The sequence below is a fragment of the Bradyrhizobium lablabi genome (genome assembly GCF_001440475.1).
Classification (GTDB): Bacteria; Pseudomonadota; Alphaproteobacteria; order Rhizobiales; family Xanthobacteraceae; genus Bradyrhizobium; species Bradyrhizobium lablabi.
This window is the reverse complement of the sequence record NZ_LLYB01000065.1, coordinates 177,253-196,845: the sequence shown is the minus strand read 5'-3', so window position 1 is coordinate 196,845 and position 19,593 is coordinate 177,253. Positions and strand designations below refer to the sequence as shown.

The 19,593-nt window shown below is 62.6% G+C and carries 18 protein-coding genes; 14 read left to right on the top strand and 4 right to left on the bottom strand.

Annotated features, from left to right (window positions below; genetic code table 11):
- Positions 1-36: 36 nt before the first annotated feature.
- From CQ14_RS15870 to CQ14_RS43605, 3 genes are all read right to left on the bottom strand, one after another.
- Positions 37-1,470 carry a mannose-1-phosphate guanylyltransferase/mannose-6-phosphate isomerase gene (locus CQ14_RS15870; protein WP_057858821.1) on the bottom strand — a complete coding sequence of 478 codons (1,434 nt, stop codon included), beginning with the start codon at positions 1,468-1,470 and terminating at the stop codon, positions 37-39.
- 41 nt (positions 1,471-1,511) lie between these two features.
- Positions 1,512-2,276, bottom strand: coding sequence for a sugar transferase (locus CQ14_RS15865; protein ID WP_057858778.1), 765 nt, complete (start codon positions 2,274-2,276; stop codon positions 1,512-1,514).
- A 280-nt stretch (positions 2,277-2,556) separates the two neighbouring features.
- Entirely contained in the window at positions 2,557-2,814 is a 258-nt protein-coding gene (locus CQ14_RS43605; RefSeq protein ID WP_156435027.1) for a hypothetical protein, read from the bottom strand.
- On the opposite strand from CQ14_RS43605, the gene CQ14_RS43600 reads away from it, so the two are divergent.
- From CQ14_RS43600 to CQ14_RS15815, 10 genes are all read left to right on the top strand, one after another.
- Positions 2,813-2,956 carry a hypothetical protein gene (locus CQ14_RS43600; RefSeq protein ID WP_156435025.1) on the top strand — a complete coding sequence of 48 codons (144 nt, stop codon included), beginning with the start codon at positions 2,813-2,815 and terminating at the stop codon, positions 2,954-2,956. The genes CQ14_RS43605 and CQ14_RS43600 overlap by 2 nt on opposite strands.
- Before the next feature lie 63 nt (positions 2,957-3,019).
- Positions 3,020-3,754, top strand: a complete 735-nt coding sequence (locus CQ14_RS15855) for a metallophosphoesterase family protein (RefSeq protein ID WP_057858776.1) — start codon at positions 3,020-3,022, stop codon at positions 3,752-3,754.
- A 150-nt stretch (positions 3,755-3,904) separates the two neighbouring features.
- Positions 3,905-4,492, top strand: coding sequence for a polysaccharide biosynthesis/export family protein (locus CQ14_RS15850; protein ID WP_057858775.1), 588 nt, complete (start codon positions 3,905-3,907; stop codon positions 4,490-4,492).
- Positions 4,493-4,855: 363 nt separating this feature from the next.
- On the top strand, positions 4,856-6,217 hold the full coding sequence (locus tag CQ14_RS15845) for an outer membrane beta-barrel protein (RefSeq protein WP_057858774.1): 1,362 nt from the start codon (positions 4,856-4,858) through the stop codon (positions 6,215-6,217).
- Entirely contained in the window at positions 6,198-8,510 is a 2,313-nt protein-coding gene (locus CQ14_RS15840; RefSeq protein WP_057858773.1) for an AAA family ATPase, read from the top strand. Before CQ14_RS15845 ends, CQ14_RS15840 begins: the two co-directional genes overlap by 20 nt.
- A 41-nt stretch (positions 8,511-8,551) precedes the next feature.
- Positions 8,552-9,907, top strand: coding sequence for a VpsF family polysaccharide biosynthesis protein (locus CQ14_RS15835; protein WP_199805538.1), 1,356 nt, complete (start codon positions 8,552-8,554; stop codon positions 9,905-9,907).
- A gap of 18 nt (positions 9,908-9,925) precedes the next feature.
- Positions 9,926-10,999, top strand: a complete 1,074-nt coding sequence (locus CQ14_RS15830) for a glycosyltransferase (RefSeq protein ID WP_057858771.1) — start codon at positions 9,926-9,928, stop codon at positions 10,997-10,999.
- Positions 10,992-12,089, top strand: a complete 1,098-nt coding sequence (locus CQ14_RS15825; protein ID WP_057858770.1) for an acyltransferase family protein — start codon at positions 10,992-10,994, stop codon at positions 12,087-12,089. Before CQ14_RS15830 ends, CQ14_RS15825 begins: the two co-directional genes overlap by 8 nt.
- The gene (locus CQ14_RS15820) at positions 12,086-13,135 is read left to right on the top strand and encodes an acyltransferase family protein (protein WP_057858769.1); all 1,050 of its coding nucleotides are present in this window, start codon (positions 12,086-12,088) and stop codon (positions 13,133-13,135) included. Before CQ14_RS15825 ends, CQ14_RS15820 begins: the two co-directional genes overlap by 4 nt.
- 3 nt (positions 13,136-13,138) lie before the next feature.
- Positions 13,139-14,578 (top strand): lipopolysaccharide biosynthesis protein, encoded by a 1,440-nt coding sequence (locus tag CQ14_RS15815; RefSeq protein ID WP_057858768.1) that lies wholly within the window; start codon positions 13,139-13,141, stop codon positions 14,576-14,578.
- 22 nt (positions 14,579-14,600) lie between these two features.
- Here the strand turns inward: CQ14_RS15815 and CQ14_RS15810 are convergent, their stop codons facing one another.
- Complete coding sequence (locus tag CQ14_RS15810) at positions 14,601-15,701, bottom strand: endo-1,4-beta-xylanase (RefSeq protein ID WP_057858767.1); 1,101 nt, start codon at positions 15,699-15,701, stop codon at positions 14,601-14,603.
- Positions 15,702-15,904: 203 nt separating this feature from the next.
- Between CQ14_RS15810 and CQ14_RS15805 the strand changes: the two genes are divergently transcribed.
- Genes CQ14_RS15805 through CQ14_RS15790 form a run of 4 tightly spaced genes read left to right on the top strand, consistent with a single transcriptional unit; the run spans position 15,905 to position 19,575 of the window.
- The gene (locus CQ14_RS15805) at positions 15,905-16,699 is read left to right on the top strand and encodes a WecB/TagA/CpsF family glycosyltransferase (RefSeq protein ID WP_057858766.1); all 795 of its coding nucleotides are present in this window, start codon (positions 15,905-15,907) and stop codon (positions 16,697-16,699) included.
- Positions 16,696-17,973, top strand: coding sequence for a glycosyltransferase (locus tag CQ14_RS15800; protein ID WP_057858765.1), 1,278 nt, complete (start codon positions 16,696-16,698; stop codon positions 17,971-17,973). The genes CQ14_RS15805 and CQ14_RS15800 overlap by 4 nt, the downstream gene beginning before the upstream one ends.
- Positions 17,974-17,983: 10 nt before the next feature.
- The gene (locus CQ14_RS15795) at positions 17,984-19,165 is read left to right on the top strand and encodes a glycosyltransferase family 4 protein (RefSeq protein WP_082649895.1); all 1,182 of its coding nucleotides are present in this window, start codon (positions 17,984-17,986) and stop codon (positions 19,163-19,165) included.
- Complete coding sequence (locus CQ14_RS15790) at positions 19,162-19,575, top strand: hypothetical protein (RefSeq protein WP_245320367.1); 414 nt, start codon at positions 19,162-19,164, stop codon at positions 19,573-19,575. Before CQ14_RS15795 ends, CQ14_RS15790 begins: the two co-directional genes overlap by 4 nt.
- Positions 19,576-19,593 lie beyond the last annotated feature (18 nt).

Sequence of the window (19,593 nt, the reverse complement as noted above, 5' to 3'; positions counted from 1 at the left end):
CCCCGATGCGGATGCTGCCACTCATCCGGCCGCGCCTCAGACGCGATCATAGATATCCTGTACGCGCACGATGTCGTCCTCGCCGAGATAGGCGCCGGACTGGACCTCGATCAGGTTGAGCGGAACCTTGCCGGGATTTTCCAGACGATGCATGCATCCCAGGGGAACGAAGATCGACTCGTTCTCGCGCAGCAAGATTTCCTCGTCGTCGCGCGTGACGATCGCGGTGCCGTTCACCACCACCCAGTGCTCGGCGCGGTGATAATGCTTTTGCAGGGACAGCTTGGCGCCGGGATTGACGGTGATGCGCTTGACCTGAAACCGCTCGCCGGCGTGGATTGATTGATAGTAGCCCCAGGGACGATGGACGCTGTGGGTCTGCGTCGCCGAACGATGACCGTTCGCCTTCAGACGTTCGACCAGCTTTCCGACATCCTGATCGCGCTTGCGGCTGGTCACCAGCACCACATCCGGTGACGTCGCAATGACGAGGTCCTCGACGCCGAGCGCCGCGACCAGTTGTCCGTCGCCCCGGACATAGCAACCCGACGCATCCTCCACGACCGCGTCGCCAATGACGACATTGCCTGATTGATCCTTGTCCGCCATCGACCACAGCGCGGACCAGCTTCCGACATCGCTCCAGTCGAACGTGGCGGGAACGACCACCGCGTTGCCGGTCTTTTCCATGATCGCGTAGTCGATCGAGATCGCCGGGCAGGCCTCGAAGGCACGCTCGTCAAGGCGAAGAAAATCGAGGTCGCGAGTGGCGCCCGTCAGCGCCTTGCGGCAGGCGGCGAGAACCTCCGGCGCGCGCTGCGCCAATTCGTCGATGAACTGCCGTGCCGGCAGCAGAAATATCCCGCTGTTCCAGACATGCTCGTCGCACGCCAACAGGCGCTCGACCGTCACCAGATCCGGCTTCTCGACGAAGCCCGCGACGCTACGAATGGGGGACGCGGCATCCAGTTCAACGCCCATCCGGATATAACCGAACCCGGTCGCCGCCGATGAAGGCCGAACGCCGAACAGGACGAAGCGGCCATGGCGCGCAGCGGTAATGCCCGTCGAGATGGCGGCGCGAAACGCGGCGTGGTCGCGCACCCAGTGGTCGACCGGCATCGCCAGTATCACCGCGTCCGGATCGGCTTCGCTGGCAAGCAACGCGGCCATCGCCACGGCGGGCGCGGTGTTTCTGCCGAACGGTTCGAGCACAATGGTTGGACGATCGACCCCGACCGCGCGCAATTGTTCGCCGATCGCGAAGCGGTGCTCGGCGTTTGCGATCACCATCGGGTCGGTAAACAGCGTGCGATCCTCGACCCGCAGCGCCGTTTGCTGCAGCAGGGTGTTTTCGCCAAGCAGCGAGAGCAACTGCTTGGGGTAGGTTTCGCGAGAAAGCGGCCATAGCCGCGAGCCGGCGCCGCCTGACAGGAGAACGGGTACGATACGGCCGCGTGGCTCGATCATCGCCATTGCATGGTCCTTCGATGTTCTTGAGTGATGAGTGGTCAGAACCCGCTTCCCGACAGGAACTCCTTACGGATCGTGCGGATGATGATCATGATGTCCATGCGCAGCGACCACCGCTCGATGTAATCGAGGTCGTAATCGATCCGCGAAACCGCGGGCCCGAACTCGGCCGTGCTTCCCCTGCAGCCGCTGACCTGCGCAAGCCCGGTGATGCCCGGCCGCGCCGTGTGGCGCTGAAAATAATAGGGCACGAGGTCTTCGTAAGGCAAATCCGCCGCCAGCATTCCCGGCACATGCGGCCGCGGCCCGACCAGCGACATGTCGCCCTTGAGGACATTGATGAGTTGCGGAATTTCGTCGAGGCTGGTCTTTCGCAGAATTCGTCCAACCGCCGTCACCCGCGCGTCGCCCTGCACGGTCTGCTTGACGCCGCGCACGTCGCCGGCATCGTTACGCATTGTGCGGAACTTGTAGATCTTGAAACGTCGATTGCGATAGCCATAACGGTATTGAAAGAACAGCACCGGCCCCCGCGACGTTGCCTTGATCGCCACTGCAATCGCGATCAATAGCGGCGCGAAGAACAGCAATGCACCGCTTGCGGCCGAAACATCGAAGATGCGCTTTGCGATCGAGGACGACGGTTCGATCCGCGCGCGCTTGCGCGAACGCCGGCGCGATCGATACGCGCCATGCGTACTGCCGCCGGCAAACTCGACAGGCCGGACCGATAGCTGGGTTCGCTCTCTTCGAATCGGCGTGACGTTGTTCCGATCGAAGCTGGCTGTCACAATGGAGGCCATGAGTCTCCTTTCTGCTGGAACCGGACTGTGATCGAGCATCTCGAGTTGCTCGACAACGAGCGTGACGATTTCGCAGCAGCGAATGTCCGCACTTTGCGGCCGCTAACACTTTCCAGAATCTTGAACGAAATTTGGCGAGAACGCGAAAGCGCTTCGCAGATGCGCGGAACTGAATCGTTAATGAAATTTGTGCGACGCGATATTCCGGTTTGTTCGGAGACGCTTAGTGCCAATCTGCCTGGTTAACGACCTGCGCGTCGTTTGACGCTGCTATGCATATTCAAAAATCTCGGAACAAATTCGACTCTTCGATTCTGATATTCAATCGAACAAACTCGGCATTATTGCGCGGGCAACAAATCGCCGTCACGTCGTTGTTTTGAACGAGATTGTTCATCGAAAGCCAAAGCGATCGCCCACAGCCTGTCGAAAGACAGTGATTGAGGCGCGTGATGATCGCCAGGCTTCGGGAGGAAACAGAGACGGCAGCGATTCGCGAGCCGTCCACTTCGCGGAACAGTTCCGGGGAGGCGCCCATGATGGCCGAACGTCTGCCTAGCCGCGCGCTGGTGCAACACGACAGGCTGTTGCCTGACCGCAAGCTCAGAAACCGTATCCTTATCGGGAACACGATTGCTTGGGTGACCATCGCGATTCTTGTTCGCCTGATCTTCTTCTAGAAGCATCGACGCACCGAGTCGTGGATTGACCGTCGCCCGGTTCCATGATCGACATCTTGCATCATGCACCGACCGTTTGCAGCACCTTCGCGCTCCGTAGCCGCTTCAGCGCCAGCCAGCACACGCATCTATGCGGTCGGCGACGTCCACGGCCGGGCCGACCTATTGAGCGAGATCACCGCGCGAATCGACGACGACATAAGGCGCAGGCCGATCGCACATACGATTGAGGTCTATCTCGGCGACTACATCGATCGCGGACCGGACTCAAAGACGGTGCTCGATCTGCTCGCGGTGCGTCTCGTCGCCAATCATGCAGTATGTCTGCGAGGCAACCACGAAGCTGTGATGGAAGGGTTCCTACAGGACCCGGCGATCCTGCCGTACTGGCTGCAATTGGGCGGCATGCAAACGCTTGCATCTTACGGCATCGAGCCGCGTGACGAGAACGAGACAGCCTTCAACTTGCATCGCCACTTTGTTGACGCGTTTCCTCGTGCACACGAATTGGTCATGCGATGCCTGCGCGATCAGTTCAGTTGCGGCGATTTCTTGTTCGTGCACGCCGGCATTCGCCCCGGTGTCCCGATCGAGCATCAGGATCCCAATGATCTGATTTGGATTCGTGATGAGTTCCTCGACTCAACGCAGCGTCACGAACGATTCGTCGTGCACGGTCATACGCCGGTGCCGCATCCGGATATCAGGCACAATCGAATCAACATCGACACCGCTGCATGGCGCACCGGAACTCTGACGTGTGTTGCGATCGAAGGATCGACGATCCTCTTCTTGTGATCACTGCACACTCTTTGTGATCGGTGCACACTTTATGACGTCGAAGTGACTCGTTCACCAAACCGAACGGAACTCTCGCCTTCACATTCTTTCGCCGCTTTTGCTTCTCAATGATCGCAAGCTGTTACGTGCACTCATGGAGATGCAGCCATGCAGCAACGGTCGTCCAGCGCCGGCCTGACGCTTCCCTTTCTCTTTGTCCTTGCGATCGCCGGCATCACTGCCGGTCTTTCGTTTCAAGCCTCAGCACAAACGTCGCCACCCGCATCGTCGTCCGCGGACGGTTACGTTCTCGGTCCGAACGACCGAATCAGACTCAAGGTGTACGGGGAACCCGACATCACCGGCGAGTATGAAATCAGCAATAGCGGTCAGGTTTCGATTCCGCTCGCGGGCCACATCAAGGCTGCGGGCGCGACGACGCGACAGCTCGAGAAATCGATCGCATCTGCGCTGGCAAAGGGAATCGTGCGTGATCCGCGCGTCAACGTCGAGATCGCGCAGTATCGCCCGTATTACATTCTCGGCGAAGTGAAGAAGAGCGGCGAGTATCCATATCGCAACGGACTGACAGTCATGGATGCCGTCGCGAGCGCCGGCGGATTCACGTATCGCGCCAACGAGAACAAGGTCTTTCTGCGCCGCGCAGGCACTGGTGTGGAAGAGACCCTTCCTCTCGATGCTCCTGTTCCGGTCTATCCGGGCGACAACATTCGAATTCCGGAGCGCTACTTCTAGCAATCCACGGATCCGCAGATGAAGTGAATGCCGCTCGCGAGCGGATGACAGCGCTCGTGTGGCGCCGTCATCACAGAATTTTTTGCACGTGCGAAAAATTTTGCAACGCGGGGAAACTTTTCCGGCAAGACGCGTTGCAGGCGTGCGCATCACTTTCAATCTCACAATTCACAACCCTGCGCCCGCGTACCGAGTATGAGGCCTGCCGTTCTTATGCGCAGTCGACGATCATTATTTGAGCGATGGGCTTCGCCCAATATGTGTTCGCCGCCTTCGCGTTCCCGCAAGGGATGGGTGATGGGACCAGACTCTGCATCCGCGCCGTCGAATGCGTCTAACGAAGGCGGAGAGCGATTCCGTTCCATGCGCATGCTCGATCTATCCCGCATTAGCCTCTTGCCCGCGCCGGCGGCCGCCATCCTGCTTGGTCTTGGCTCGTCGGCGAATGCACAGGCCATTCCGTGGACCAGCGGAGAATTCGCCTCGCCCTGGAACTCGCAGAAAATCTTTGAGCCGTCCGCGCTCCCGGACAGGACCGATCCCGAAACCCGCGAGGAGATACCGCCCGAGGACATGCCGGTGAAGAAGCGACAGCAACCTGGCTACGAGCCCGTCGGCATTCGCTCCGGTTCCTGGATGTTCAATCCGTCGCTGACCGCCGGCACGTTCTACGACAGCAACGTCTTTGCCTCGAACACCAACCAACGTTCCGACATCGCAGCGGTGATCGAGCCGACCTTGCGCGCGCACTCCTTATGGGGACGGCATGGTGTCGATCTGAAGCTGGATGCGCAGCAGACGACCTATAACCAGAATTCGAGCCTGGACCAGACCAATGCCAGCCTGAAGGGCAACGGCTGGCTGGATATCACCAAGGACACGATGCTGCTGGGCAGCTTTCAGATCGCGCATCTCAACGAGGGCGTCGGCACGCTCACCTCGCCCGCCAACGCCATATCGCCGACACCATACGATCTGATGTCGGGCGACGTCACGCTGCGCAAGGAGTTCAACCGGCTGACGACATCGGTCGGCTTCCGCACTGACTCATACGACTACGGATCGACGCGCGCGCAGGACGGCACCGTCATCAACCAGGATACCCGCGACGGCCAGATCTATTCGCTGCACAGCCGGATCGACTATGCGATCTCTTCCACGCTTGGCTGGTTCGGTGGCGTGGAAGGCAATCAGCGCGACATCAGGGGAACGCCCGGCCACACCCTGGACTCGCAAGGCTATCGCGCACTGTCCGGCATCACCATCGGACTGAGCAATCTGGTCACCGGCGAGTTCGGCGCCGGCTATGTCCAGCAACGTTTCGACGATCCGTCGATCGGCAACATCGAGGGCCCCTCCTATCGCGCGCGGCTGACATGGCGGCCGACGCGCCTGCTCGACGTGCACTTCAATGCCGAACAGCTCGTCACGCAGACCACCGATACCAGTGCCACCGGCGTGCTCGCGAACGCGGTTCAACTCGGCCTCGACTACGAACTGCGGCGTAACATCATCGTGTCCCTTGCGGGCGGCTACGAGAACGACAAGTTCTTCGGCCAGATCCGCAAGGACAACGTGCTGACGTCAGACACGCGCGTCAAATACCTCGTCAACCGCTTCGCGGCCGTTTCCGCCTACTACCGCTACACCAAGCGCGACAGCGACGTTCCGGTCTTCACCTTCGACAAACACCTGGTGGGAATGAATGTTACAGCGCAATTCTGACCTGCCCTATGTGATCCCCGACGAACCTCCGGCCCGCCCGGCCGAGAGCTGGCAATATCCGACCGTCGATCTGCGCGAGATGGGCCGCATCCTGCGCCGCCGCTACAAGATGGTGGCGCTGCCGGCCGTCGCCCTGCTCAGCCTGGCAGTGGTCTACCTGTTGTTCGCCACCACTCTATATACGGCGACCTCGACCGTGTTGGTCGATCCGCGCCGCGCCAACGTCGTCGAGACCAACCAGTCCGTGCTGTCGAACTTCGGCACCGACGACGCGACGATCGAAAGCCAGACGCTGCTGATCCAGTCGGTCGCCATCCTGACGCGCGTCGTTGGCAAGCTGAAGCTGACGGAGGACGAGGAGTTCACGCCACAGCCCGGCCTGCTCGATCCGGTCAAGAGCCTGTTCCGCAGCAGCGGGCCGAGCGACGGCGCGAGCCCGGAGGACGCCGCCAAGTCGCGATCGGTCGATATCCTTCAGAAGCGGATGAAAGTGACGCGGCAGGGCACCACTTTCCTCGTCGACATCGCCGTCAGTTCGCGATCACCGCAAAAGGCCGCCAATATCGCCAACGCGATTGCTGACGCCTATTTCGACGAACAGGTCCGCGCCAAATACGACGCCACGCGCATTGCGGCGACCTGGCTCAATGGACAGATCGACGATCTGAAGTCCAGGGTCGTCGCCTCCGAAAAAGCGGTCGAGGATTTTCGTTCCGCCAACAATCTGATGGTGTCGCAGGGCGTGACGCTCAACGACCAGCAGATCACCGACCTCAACGGCAAGCTGATCGCCGCCCGCGCGCAAACGGCGGAGGCGCGGGCCAAGTACGAGCAGGTTCAGGACATCGCGAAGTCGGGCGGCGATCCCGGCGGCATCAACGCGGCGATTTCCTCGGAAATGATCACCAAGCTGCGGACCCAGTACGCCGACATCGCCAAGAACGAAGCCGACCTCTCGAGCAAGTACGGTGCGCGTCATCCTTCCGTCGCCAATGTCCGCGCGCAGCGACGAGACACGCAGAAGCTCATCAACGAGGAAATCCGCCGGATTCTGGAGAGCACCAAACACGATTATGACGTGGCGCGTTCGCGCGAAGCGTCGCTGCAACAGAGCCTCGACCAACTCCAGGGCGTCTCCACCTCCTCAGGACAGGCCCAGGTGCGCTTGCGCGAACTGCAGCGCGAGGCCGAAGCCAACCGCACGCAATATGAGTCCTATCTCGCGCGCTCCAAGGAAACGACGGCGCAAGAGAGCCTGGAGATGCCGGATTCGCGGATCGTGACCAAGGCCAGCATTCCGATCAGGCCGTCATCGCCCAAGACGATGCTGATCCTCGGCCTCGCCATCATGCTCGGCCTCGGCGCCGGCAGCGTGCTGGCGTTCCTCGCCGACTATCTCGACGACCGCGTGAAGACACTCGAACGGGCCGAAGCCATCGCTGGTGTGCCTGCCCTTGCCGCGGTTCCCTTGATTGGCTCGCGCGAGCTCGCCGGTCTCGCCCGGCGCGGACGAAAGGAACTCGGCCGCTATGATCCGAAGACCACCAAGCTCCTGCCGGCGCCGCTGCAGCCGCCCCTGACGCGCTACGCGATCGACGAGCCCGGCACGTTCTTCGCGGAAGCGATCCGGGCCGTTCGCCTCGCGCTGCAACGGACGATGCGATCGCAGCCGGTGAAGGTCGTGCAGGTCACCTCCGCACTCGACAGCGAAGGCAAGACCACGCTGGCCATCAACCTGGCGCAGTCGCTGGCCACGCTCGGCATCCGGACGCTGCTCATCGATGGCGACTTGCGCAACCCGCAAGTGACCCGCGCACTTTGTCCGCGCGCCGATGCCGGACTGCTGGAAGTCGCGATCGGCCGGGCCGCGCCGGAGCAGGCCGTGCTGGTGGATCACAGCACCGGACTGTCGGTGCTGCCGTCAACCAAGATCCAGCAGCTCGAATACATCACGGAGCTGATGTTCTCGGATCGGATCGTCGATGTGCTCGACTACTTCCGCCACCGTTACGAATTGATCGTGATCGATTCGCCGCCGCTGGTGCCCCTGGTCGATGGCCGCGCGCTCGCCGAACTGGCCGATCGAATCGTCCTGGCGACGGCCTGGGACCAGACCCCCGGTGAAGTGCTGTCCCATGCCATGGACCTACTGTCGCCAGTCCGCGAGCGGGTCATGGGAACGGTATTGACCCGCGTCGATCTCAGCCGCCTGCAGTTCTACGACTATTACCGCAGCTCGGCCTATCTCAAGCCGTACGGCGCCGCGAGCCTGAAAGTCGGAGCGGCGCGGTGAGAATGCGTGGACCGTTGAACGGACTGGCAGGCGGCGCACACATGCGCCGCCGCCCCCCTGTATTGGAGGCGGTGCGGGCGGCTCACCATGCGCCTGGGCGCGTTTCGAACACCGATGCGTTCATCGAACGGATCGCGACCGGCTTGATGCTGCTGGCCGTCATCGCGACCTTCACGCTCTCGTCCTCCGTTCTGACCAACTGGAAGATTCACTATCTGACAGCGGGCGGAAACTTTTACGAAAAGCTGCATCCAGCGACTTATTTTACGCTGCTCGCCTTCTCCCTCCTGTTGATGCGCAGCCGCGGCCCGGTCGGCGAGCTCAACCGGATGTTCTCCGAATCGAAGCTGCTGCTGGCGTACCTGCTGTGCTGGGTGCTTCTGCTGGTCCAGGTGATCGTGCTCGAACGTCCCTTCACGGTAATCATCGACACGTTCCTGCTGCCGATCCTGATCGCGATGGTGATGTGGCAATTGTCGCCTGCGCAAAGGCGCCCGCTGGTCTGGGCCATTCACTGCACGATCCTGCTGAACGTCGTGCTCGGCTATTATGAGTATTTTTCCGGCCACCGTCTGATTCCACTGACGCTCGGCGATGTCGTGGTGATGGGAGAATGGCGCTCCGCGGCGCTGCTCGGCCATCCGCTCACCGCATCCGGCATCGTGGGTGCTTACGTCCTGGCGCTGGTGCTTCGTCCGGCGATCTGTCCGCCGATTCTGGTGCGGCTGCCGCTGATCGCGTTCTGTCTGGCGTCGCTGATGGCGTTCGGCGGCCGAACCTCGCTGGTCACGGTGCTGGCGGTCATCGGATTGATCGGCGGCTTCGAGGCGCTCCGCCTGATGCAGGGAAAGCGAATGCCGCTTCCCGCAGCCATTCTCGCCATCTGCGTGATGTTTGCCGCCGGCGCCATCGTGTTTGCCGCGCTCGATCTCGGCATTTTCGACAAGATGCTGCTGCGCTTCTCCTCCGACAAGGGCAGCACGCTGGCGCGCTACGCCACCTTCAGCCTGCTCTCGCATTTTGACTGGAATGAACTGATCCTCGGCCCCAATCCGGTCCGGGTGAACGCGCTGCAGTCGCAGCTCGGCCTCAACTACGGCATCGAAAACTTCTGGATCTCCTCCGTCGTCCAGTTCGGCCTCGTCCATACCATCCTGCTGACGGTCGGACTGGTGTGCTTCTTCGTCGAATTGCTGCGCCGTTCGAGTCCGGCGGCATGGGCGATCATGCTGCTGATCGTCATCATCGCGGCGAGTTCGGTGAGCTTTTCCTCGAAGAACATTCAGCTCGCGCAGTTCGTGATCCTCATCTCGATGCTGCTGCCGCGCGAACGGCGTCGCGTCACCGCGCCCTCGCAAATTCGCCCGCACGTCACCTACCGGTCCGTTGCGGCATAACTTCAGGATTCTCTTCGCATGGCTATCTATATCGACAACACCCATCTCGGACGCCACGTCACCGGCCTGGAGCGCATCACGCTGGAGCTGTTCTCCGCTAAAGCGCTTGCGCCGCTCGATGTCGTGCCGGTTCGGGCGCAGGGTCTTCGCCAGATGCTGACGACGCAGACGCTGGGATTGCCGATGCGGCTCGCCGCTTCGTCGTCCATCCTGCTATGCCCCGGCTTTCCGCCGAGCCCGCTGCTGCGGCCGTTTGCCTCGCGCGTGCTGCCCTATATCCACGATGACTTCCTGATCACGCGGCGCGCGGAGCTGAATATGCGGGCGCGGCTCTACATGGCCGGACCCTTCAAGCTCGCCCTGCGCCACTATCCGCGCTTTCTGGCAAATTCCGGCGACACAAGGCGCAAGCTCGCGGCGCATTGCCGGTCGGACGCCGAGGTGACGCTCTATCGGCCCGCGGTGCGCAACGTATTCGGCCTCGATCCCGGCCACCGCAGCAAACGAAGCGCGGAGCCGCAACCGCTTCGGCTGATCGCGCTGGGGACGGTGGAGCCGCGCAAGAATTTTGCGGCGGCGGCGAAAATCCTCGAGGCCCTGCGGATGCAGGGATTTCCGGACGCCACGCTGGATATCGTCGGAAGGCCGGGATGGGGTAACGACTGGCAGGCGCTCGAGCAGCAACCGGGCGTCACGCTGCACGGATATCAGTCCGCCGAGCGGGTCAATCAACTGCTCGATGCCGCCGACCTCTTCATCTGCACATCGCATGACGAAGGCCTGGGGTTGCCGCTGCTGGAGGCGCAATATGCCGGCCTGCCGATCGTCGCGCCGGATGCCGCCATCTTCCGCGAGGTGCTCGGCGAGTCTGGCATCTACATCGATACCGCCGATCCCGCTTCTGCCGCGACGCAGATCGCGGCTGCGCTCTGGCACGAGAATTGGCGCGCCCGATACGTGGCTGACGCTGCAGGAAATCTGGCGCGCTGGAACGATCTGGCCCGCGGCGACCGCGAGAACGTCATCAGCCTGATCGCCCGCCTTGCTCACCGCGAGGGGAACGCTGCTCCGGAGTACCGCCGCCTTGCATGATACCAGCGCCACAAGGCACCAGGATGGGTTACGGATCGTCGCGGCCGGCGCGGTGGTGATCCTGCACTATTCCGATTATTTCAAGGATGTGGCCGCCGGCCGCTTCATGGTCGCCCACACCTGGCATTTCAATCTGTTCGTGGACCTGTTCTTTGTGGTCTCCGGCTTTGTCATTGCGCGCCAATATTTCGGCCGCGTCGACGATGCCGCATCGATCGGCCGCTTCCTCTGGCGCCGTCTCGCCCGCATCTATCCGCTGCATCTCGCCACGCTCGCCTTTTATCTGGCGCTTGCCGGCGCGCTTCATTTCGGCGCCGCGCGGACGGACAACCCCGCCCGCTATCCGCTTTCCGACCTGCCCGCGCAGTTCCTGCTGCTTCACGCCTTCATCGGCGAGCGTCTGACGTTCAACTTCCCGAGCTGGTCGCTCTCGGCGGAGATGTTCTGCTATCTGCTCTTCCCGGCCGTCGCGTTGATCGCGCAACGGCGCAAGGAGGCGATCATTGCGCTCGTGGTCTTCGCCGCGCTCGGCAACTCGCTTTGGGTGGTAGCCGCTGGGACGACGCCGTGGGCCGACTGGATCAACCAGGGCGGCGCGTTCCGGGCGTTGCCCGCCTTCAGCCTCGGTATGGCCTGCTATCTGTTTCGTGACCGGATCGCGCGCTGGCCCGTACTTCCCGGCGCGCTGTCCGCATCGCTCGCGGCGTTTATCGTGCTCGGCTCGTGGCTGCCGACGATGACCGCGCTGCTGGCGATGTACGCCATCGCGCTGCTGGCCGTTCAGGCGGACTGCGCCGGGCGCGACACGCTGCTGTCGCGACTCGGATTCGATCGTTGGTCGCCGCTGACCTATTCCTGCTACATGCTGCATATTCCGGTTGCGACGGTCATCATCACCTTCGGATCGCGGCTGCTTTCCCTGTCGCCGCCTGAACGTCTGATTCTGGCACCGGTGGCGATCGTCGTGCTCGCGTTCGCGAGCGTCGTCTCGCTGCGCACGTTCGAAACGCCGCTGCGGCGATATCTGACCGAGGCTTACGACCGCCGCACCATCAGGCCCGCGGTGTCGCGGCAGGAGAGCGCGCGATGACGGTTGTCGAGCGCCTGCCGGCAAGTCCGGCATCCCTGAGCGTTCCGCATGCGCCGGCCAAAGCCCGCGACGGTGTCGTCGACACCATGCGCGGCATTGCCATTCTGATGGTGATCGGAATTCATTCGCTGCCGCAGCCGCTCGACGTGCCTTGGGCAAAATCCCTCGACGCGGCGCTGCGGCCCTGCGTGCCGGTATTCCTGTTCGTATCAGGTTATCTCACCGCGCTCTCCGGCCGCGTGCCGCGCGCGAAGCGGCTGAAAGCGGCTCTGATCCCCTACGCGATCGCCTTCGTCGCCGCCTATGCCTACATGGCGCTGCATAATCCGGCGATGGACCATCGTATCGGCACGACGCTCACCCGGTTCGGACTCGGATACGTGTTCGTCTACTATTACGTCTTCGTCTATGTCTGCTGCACGATCGGCCTGTGGCTCGTCTTTGCGGCCGGCGGGGACGGACCCGCTTCAAGACGACGCATCACGACGCTGCTGATACTCTCGATCGGCTGCGGATTGTTGACCGGCGCCTATCTCGACCCCGCCATGTCCAGGCTTGGCGCCTCCGAGGCATTGCTTGATGAAGTCCGCATGCGCGACATTCCGTTCTGGTTCTCCTTTGTCGCACTCGGCGCGCTGACCGCGATGTTCGCTGACCTGACCGATCGGGGCGTGCGCCGCTTGCTGATTGGCGCCATGCTGGCGGCGTACGTGCTCTATGCCGCCGTGCGCATTCTCAACCTGGGCGACGCCGCCACTTACGATTCGATCGCCTTCTTCCTCTACGCGGCCCTGTTCTGCGTTGCGCTGTTCGCCATCCAGCCAGGACCGCCGCTGCTCGGATGGATCGGCTCGGGCAGCTACTTCATCTATCTCTGGCACATCTTCGTCGTCATGGCGCTGCGCGATCACGCTGGCCTGCGCCAGCTCGGCGGCGCCACCAGCTTTGCCATCACCTATGGTGTGACCGCCCTTGTCAGCATCGCCGCGCTGCTGACGGTGAGGCAACTGGCCTCACCCCGAAGCTGCCGCTGGCTGGGGGCCTAAGAGATGCTCCTCAAGCACACCCTGCTCTATCTGCCCGCGCAGTTCGTTGGACCGCTGTTCCAGCTTCTGGCGATGATCGTGTGGACGCATGTCGTCGATGAGCACACGCTCGGCGTCATCACGCTGATCACGGCCACTCACGAACTGCTGCAGATCGGCTTTCTGGCTTGGTGGTCGCAATATGCGCTGCGTTTCCTCGGGCGGTATCAAGACGCGAGCGATGGACCCCATTTCTACCGCACCGAAAACGCGGTACTGCTCGCGTCCGTTATGCTGCAAAGCGCCGCCGTGGTCGGAATTCTGCTTCTGGTCATTGCGCCCGGCGCCGGAACGGGCCTTCTGCTCGCCACCATCGCCTATGTGATCACCCGATCGCTCAACCTCTACATCGGCGAACGCGCCCGCGCGCGGCAGCAGATCCGGGTCTATACGATCCAGCAGGTATTCGGACCATCCGTCGGGTTCATCGTGGGCCTGGTGTTGATCAAGCTGATCGGCCAATCGCCGGAATGGCCGCTGGCCGGCTACGCGCTTGCACAACTGATCGCCGCGCTCATCGTCCTGCCCTGGATCGGCTGGAGCCCTCGCCTGTGGCCGATTGATCGCGAGATCGTGGTCCACGCGCTGCGCTATGGCCTTCCTTTGATCGTCGGCGGCGCGCTCGGCTGGGTTGGCCTCAATGCGTCGCGCTTCATCATCAGCCAATTCTCGGGCGTGGCGGCAGCCGGGTTGTTCGCGGTCGGCTATGGCCTCGGCCAGCGGGCCGCGGCGGTCGCAGCCATGCTGGTGACCGCGGCCGCATTTCCGCTAGCGGTAAAAAGCATCGAGCAGGGCGGCAGTCAGGCCGGCATGCGCCAGCTCGCCACCAACAGCGCGCTCCTTGTCGCCATCCTGGCGCCAAGCCTTGCCGGCATCATCATGCTGCGAACGGAGATCGTGCATCTCCTGATCGCAGCGCCGTTTCAGGCGGTGACGCTCGCCATCCTGCCGCTCTCGACCCTTGCCGGCGCGATCCGCAATTTTCGCGCTCATTTCGGCGATCAGGTATTCTTGCTGCAGAACCGCACGCGCTGGATGATGGCGATTGCCGCGATCGACGCGTCGACGACCGTGGTGCTGAGCGTCCTGTTCCTGCCGCTCTGGGGATTGACCAGCGTCGCCGGCGCCACGGTGCTGGCGGCGCTGGCAGCCGCCATCGTCAGCTTTTCGATCGGCTTTACCAAGTTCGGCCTGCGCCTTCCGGTCAGCCATCTCCTGCGCATCGCATTGGCGACGATTGCGATGGCCGCCTTGCTGCGGATATTCCCGGAAGCCCGCACCCTTGCCGTGTTGGCGGCACATGTCGCGGCAGGCGCCGCCGTCTATTTCGGCGCGCTTGCCTTGCTCTACGCGCCGTCCCTCATGCGGATGCTCCGCCCACGCCCCCAGCATTCGGGGGCATGAGCGCATTCGACACGATCGGCGGTTACGACTTCCTGATGTTCTCGAACGCGCGCGCCATCGCAAACCAAAGCGGCTTCTTCTGCATCGACGAATCGAACGGCAGGGGCCGCGGCAGTCGTTGCGCGAGAGGGTCCTTCTTCTTCGCCGCATCGGTATAGAACGAGTAGTTGTCGGCCAGTTCCCAGGCGATCACCATCTTGACTGCGGGAACGCGCAGCGCGTTGTTCAGGTACTTCTCGGCGGTCTCCGCAATCATGGCGTCGCGCGCCGCGATGTCATCCGGAAACGTGTCGTCGCGCACGTCGAATTCGGTCAGGTAGATATCGACGCCGCGTTCGGCGAGCGCGTGAAGGAACTCAGCGAAGCGTCCGGGGTCGTGCGGGTAGCGCGGCTGCAGGTGACTTTGCAGTCCGACAGCATGCAGCGGCACACCGGCATGTTTCAACTCGTCGACCAGCTGCAGCAGGCCTTTGCGAACCGTGAGGCCGACATCGTCGTCGCGCTCGCTCTGCGCCTCGTTGAGAACCAGTTTTGTCTTCCGGTCGACCATCGCCACGCGCTCGAAGGCGCGGCGCACATAGCCGGTTCCGAACGTGTCGTACCATGGGCCGAGCCGGTAGCCGCCGGGCGCCTTGTGTCCCGGCCAGAACGGTTCGTTGACGACATCCCATGAGTGCAGCTTGCCGACGTAACGGGCAGCCACGTCCTCGATATACGAATCGAAGAACTTCTCGCGCTCCGCGCTGCTCATGCTCTTGATCCACTGTGGAACCCATTCGTTCCAGATCAGGCAATGGCCGCGCATCGGAATGTTGTTGCCTGCACAGAATTGCAGCAGACGATCCGCGCTCTCGAATCGCTTCGGTCCCGGCTGCGGCGCGATGGTTCCCATCTTCATCGCAACGTCAGTCGTCACAATGCGCGTCTGTGTCTGATACAGCTCGCGATAAGCAAGATCCTTGTCGATCACCGGACCTGCAGCCGCGCCGAACACAATGCCGTTACGAGCCGCGATAGCGCCGAGACTCTGCGTCGACTGAGCGGCGAGCGCTTTCTTCCCGTAAGAAGCAACACCTGCTCCTGCGATGAGAGCGAGCGCATTTCGCCTCGACCACTGCTGCATAGCTGATCTCCATCATGTGAATGCTTCGCCGCCATGTCTCTTCGTTCGCAACGCGGCATCGCCATCGTTGCGTCGCATTAGTTCGATTTCGTGACGAATGCCGGTCGAGAAAATTTTCGGCGCGCAGTTCCAGTTGCGATGCGCATGTCGATTAGTCCCCCGCCACTTGCGTCTCTCGATCACATCATCAGCAGGAGATCGACATGTCGGAACCACCCGCGCAGTTGCAGCCGCGCCTCACAGTCGATGGCATCACGATCAATGTTCCCTCGCTTCCGGAAGCCGTGTCCTCGATCGTGTCGGCCGCGCAGCATGGCGATAACTTCAGCGTCTGCACGCTCAATCTCGATCATGTCGTACAGTTGCAGCAGCATGCCAATTTTCGCGCCGCTTATCGCCGCGCCAGATTTGTGACAGCCGACGGGTTCCCCATCGTCGTACTCGGTCGTCTCATGGGAACGCGAATCGAGCGCACGACCGGCGCCGATCTCGTCGAACCGGTTTGTGCTGAAGCCCGCAAGAAAGGACTGCCGGTCTTTCTGTTCGGTGCCAACGATCTCACGCTGAAACTTACGGCCCGCCGCCTGGCGGAACGATTTAGAGGATTGCAAATCGCCGGATACTTTGCGCCGGGACCGGGATTCGATCCCTATTCCAGCGAAGCCGATGCTGCGATCGAAAGCATTCGCGCCTCGGGTGCGAAACTCTGCTTCGTCGCACTCGGCGCGCCACGTCAGGAACTGTTCGCGGCGCGGTGCCTCGACGAGCTGGACGGAACCGGCGTGCTGTGCATCGGGGCCGCGCTCGATTTCATCGCCGGCACGCAAGATCGCGCGCCATCGCTGGCGCGCAGAACCGGAATGGAATGGGCGTGGCGCATGCTGCGCGAGCCGCGCCGGCTCGGCCCTCGCTATGTCAAATGCATGACAGTGGTTCCGCGTCTCGTGGCGCGAACCATTCCGCAAATCGTCCAGGCACGCATGAGGAAAGCGGCATGACTTCAACATTGACCCTGGCGCTACGCGCTCGAAATGCCAACCGGATCAAGCCACGTTATCAAATCTGCCTGATTCACCCATTCGATCCGCGTGGCCAGAAAGTCGGCGGCCTCGAAACATACATTCGCGACTTCATCACCTTTCATCCTGTCGACACCGACATCCTCTTCATCGGCGTCGACTCGACCGGCGAGCTGGAGCTCGGGCAGCTTCACCGGCTGACGTTCCGCGGCCGCGGTTTCGATTTCCTGCCGATCCTGCATTATTCGGACCAGCAGGCCCGCGAAGCGGCCCGCACGATTCGCAGCTCGCTGACCGGGCAATTCTTCATGGCGCTGCTGCGTCATTTCCGGCCGATTGCGAAACTGATCCGCGCGAGACGATGCTCGATCGATCTGCGACGGGTGGAATTCTCCTGGCTGCCGGCGATCCTGCGGCTTCCCTTCGTGCAGATGCTTCACGGCGAAGGTGCGCCGAAGCTGCAGATGGATTCGCTGCTGCGGAAATATTCCTTCGTCCACAACACCGGCGAGCGTTTTGCCGTCGCCATGAGCGAGAAGTTTCTCTGCGTCAATCCGTTCATCACCGAGCGGCTGCAGCAGGCCTATCCGCGCCGCAAGGACAAGATCGACACGCTCTGGACCTGGGTCAACACCGACATCTTCAAGCCGCAGGTCTGGCCGCTGAACTCTTCGCCGTTCCAGATCGTGTTCGCCGGCAGGCTCGACGAATTCAAGGATCCGCCGCTGATGTTTCGCACCATCGACCGCCTGCGGCAGCGATTGAACGGCGACGTCAGGTTTCACTATATCGGCACCAGCGACCCGCACCGGTTCGAGGAGTTCGCCGCGATCGAGGACATCACCGTGCGCCACGGCTTCAAGGACGCCGCCGGCATGGCGGAGACCCTGGCGAGCGCGCATGCCGGTATCCTGACGTCCGAGTTCGAGGGCATGCCGCGCTGCGTGCTCGAGACCCTGGCGGTCGGTCGCCCCGTCGTCGCCATGCACCTGCCGCAGCTTGAATCCGTGATCCGGCCCGGCTTCAGCGGCTATCTCGTGCCGCGAACCGGCAGCCGCGACGAGATGGTGGATGCGCTGGTCCAGCGGTTCGTCGATATCAGGGATGCCATCGAGATGGGTGCGATGAACCCGGTGCAGGTCGCCGACACCATCATGGCGTTTACACCAGTCACCCAGCTCGCGCGCGTCTTCCGCTATCACCATGAAATTCAGGATGCACGCGGACTTGCCGCCGCGGCGCCGACCTATTGAGGGCGCCGGGTTGAACATCCTTCTGTTGACCAGCGAGTTCGCTCCCGCGATGGGAGGAATTGGAACGTATGCCCGCGAAATTGCCGCGGCCGCCAGCCGGCTCGGCGCCAGGGTCACCGTGGTCGCGCCGGACTACGCGCAGCACACCGACGACGACGATCGCTCCCTGCCCTTCGAGGTCGTTCGCTTTCGCGGCGGTCTCCATTCCATGCGCGATCTGCCACGCAAGATCATGCTGGCGCGACGCGGCGTCCGCGGCGACCGATATGACGTGGTTCATGCCGCCGATTGGCCGTTCTTCATCCCGCTCGCGCTGTCGCGATGGCGAACGCCGGCGCGGGTATTGATGACGGTGCATGGCACCGAGATCAACGAAACGCAGACGACGCTGAAGCGCATGGCGATACGCGGCGCCGGCGTATTCGGGCCGCGGACGGAGGTCGTCGCCAACAGCCGCTTTACCGAGACGCTGTTCCGCGAACGGTTTGCCGTCGACCCGCGCCGGATCAGCGCGATCAATCTCGGCGTATCGGAATTCTGGTTCGGCGGACGACGAACGCGCCGGGAAGTTCGCCTGGCCCATCGCCTGCCGGAAGACCGCCTGGTGATGATCACGGTCGCGCGCATCACGCGCCGCAAGGGACATCACCTGACCCTGGCTGCACTGTCGCGGCTTCCGGACGAACTGCGCCGGCGCATCACGTGGCTCGTGGTCGGTCCGGACGGCGAAGCCGATTATGTCGGCGATCTGCGACGGGCCGCAGGCGAGGCGGAATGCGACATTCGCTTCCTTGGGTCGCAATCGAACGAGGAAATCCGCGATCTCTACGCGGCCGCCGATTTCTTCTGCCTGACGGGGACGCCTGATACGACCGGCCGGGTGGAAGGATTTGGATTGGTCTATCTCGAAGCCGGCGCCGCCGGCCTGCCGAGCGTCGCGACCGACGTCGGCGGAGTGGCTGACGCCGTGCTGGCCGACGAAACCGGCGTTCTTGTGCCGCCGTCGGTAGAAAGCATATCGCCAGCGATCGCGGAGCTGGCCGCGGACCGGGGTCTGCGCGCCATTCTCGCGGCCGGCGCATCCGCCCATGCCCGCGCCCTTTCATGGGAACGATGCGCGGCGACAACGTACGGCCTGGCCTATGCCGGCAAGCGGGCATCTGCGAACCACGCCATGGGAAAGACGGCATGAGGCTATGGGTCGCGACCGCGATGCTACTGGTGCTCGCGACCGGTGCGGCGCGGGCGGACAACGAGAACTGCCGCAAGAGCCGCGAGTATCTATTGGCAACGCCCGACGGTGACCAGGCCCTGACACCGCAGGCCTACAATGACCTGTTCAAGGTCTGCATCGCGACGTCAGCCATGCCCAACGTGAAGGATGCGTACATCCTGAGGGATGGCGGCATCGCGGTAATCCCCAAGCAGGACAGCGTTCCGGCAACGGCCTCGACGCTGGCGCAGTTCTGCGACGCCTATCCTCACGGCGTGCTGCGCTTCATCACCCGCAAGGAAAAGCCTGCCATCCGCTCCGTAACCGACGTCGCACGGATGTCATCGACCTCGTCGACGCCGTGCAAGAAGATCAAGGGCGTTTCGTAGAATAGTCCACTAACCGTC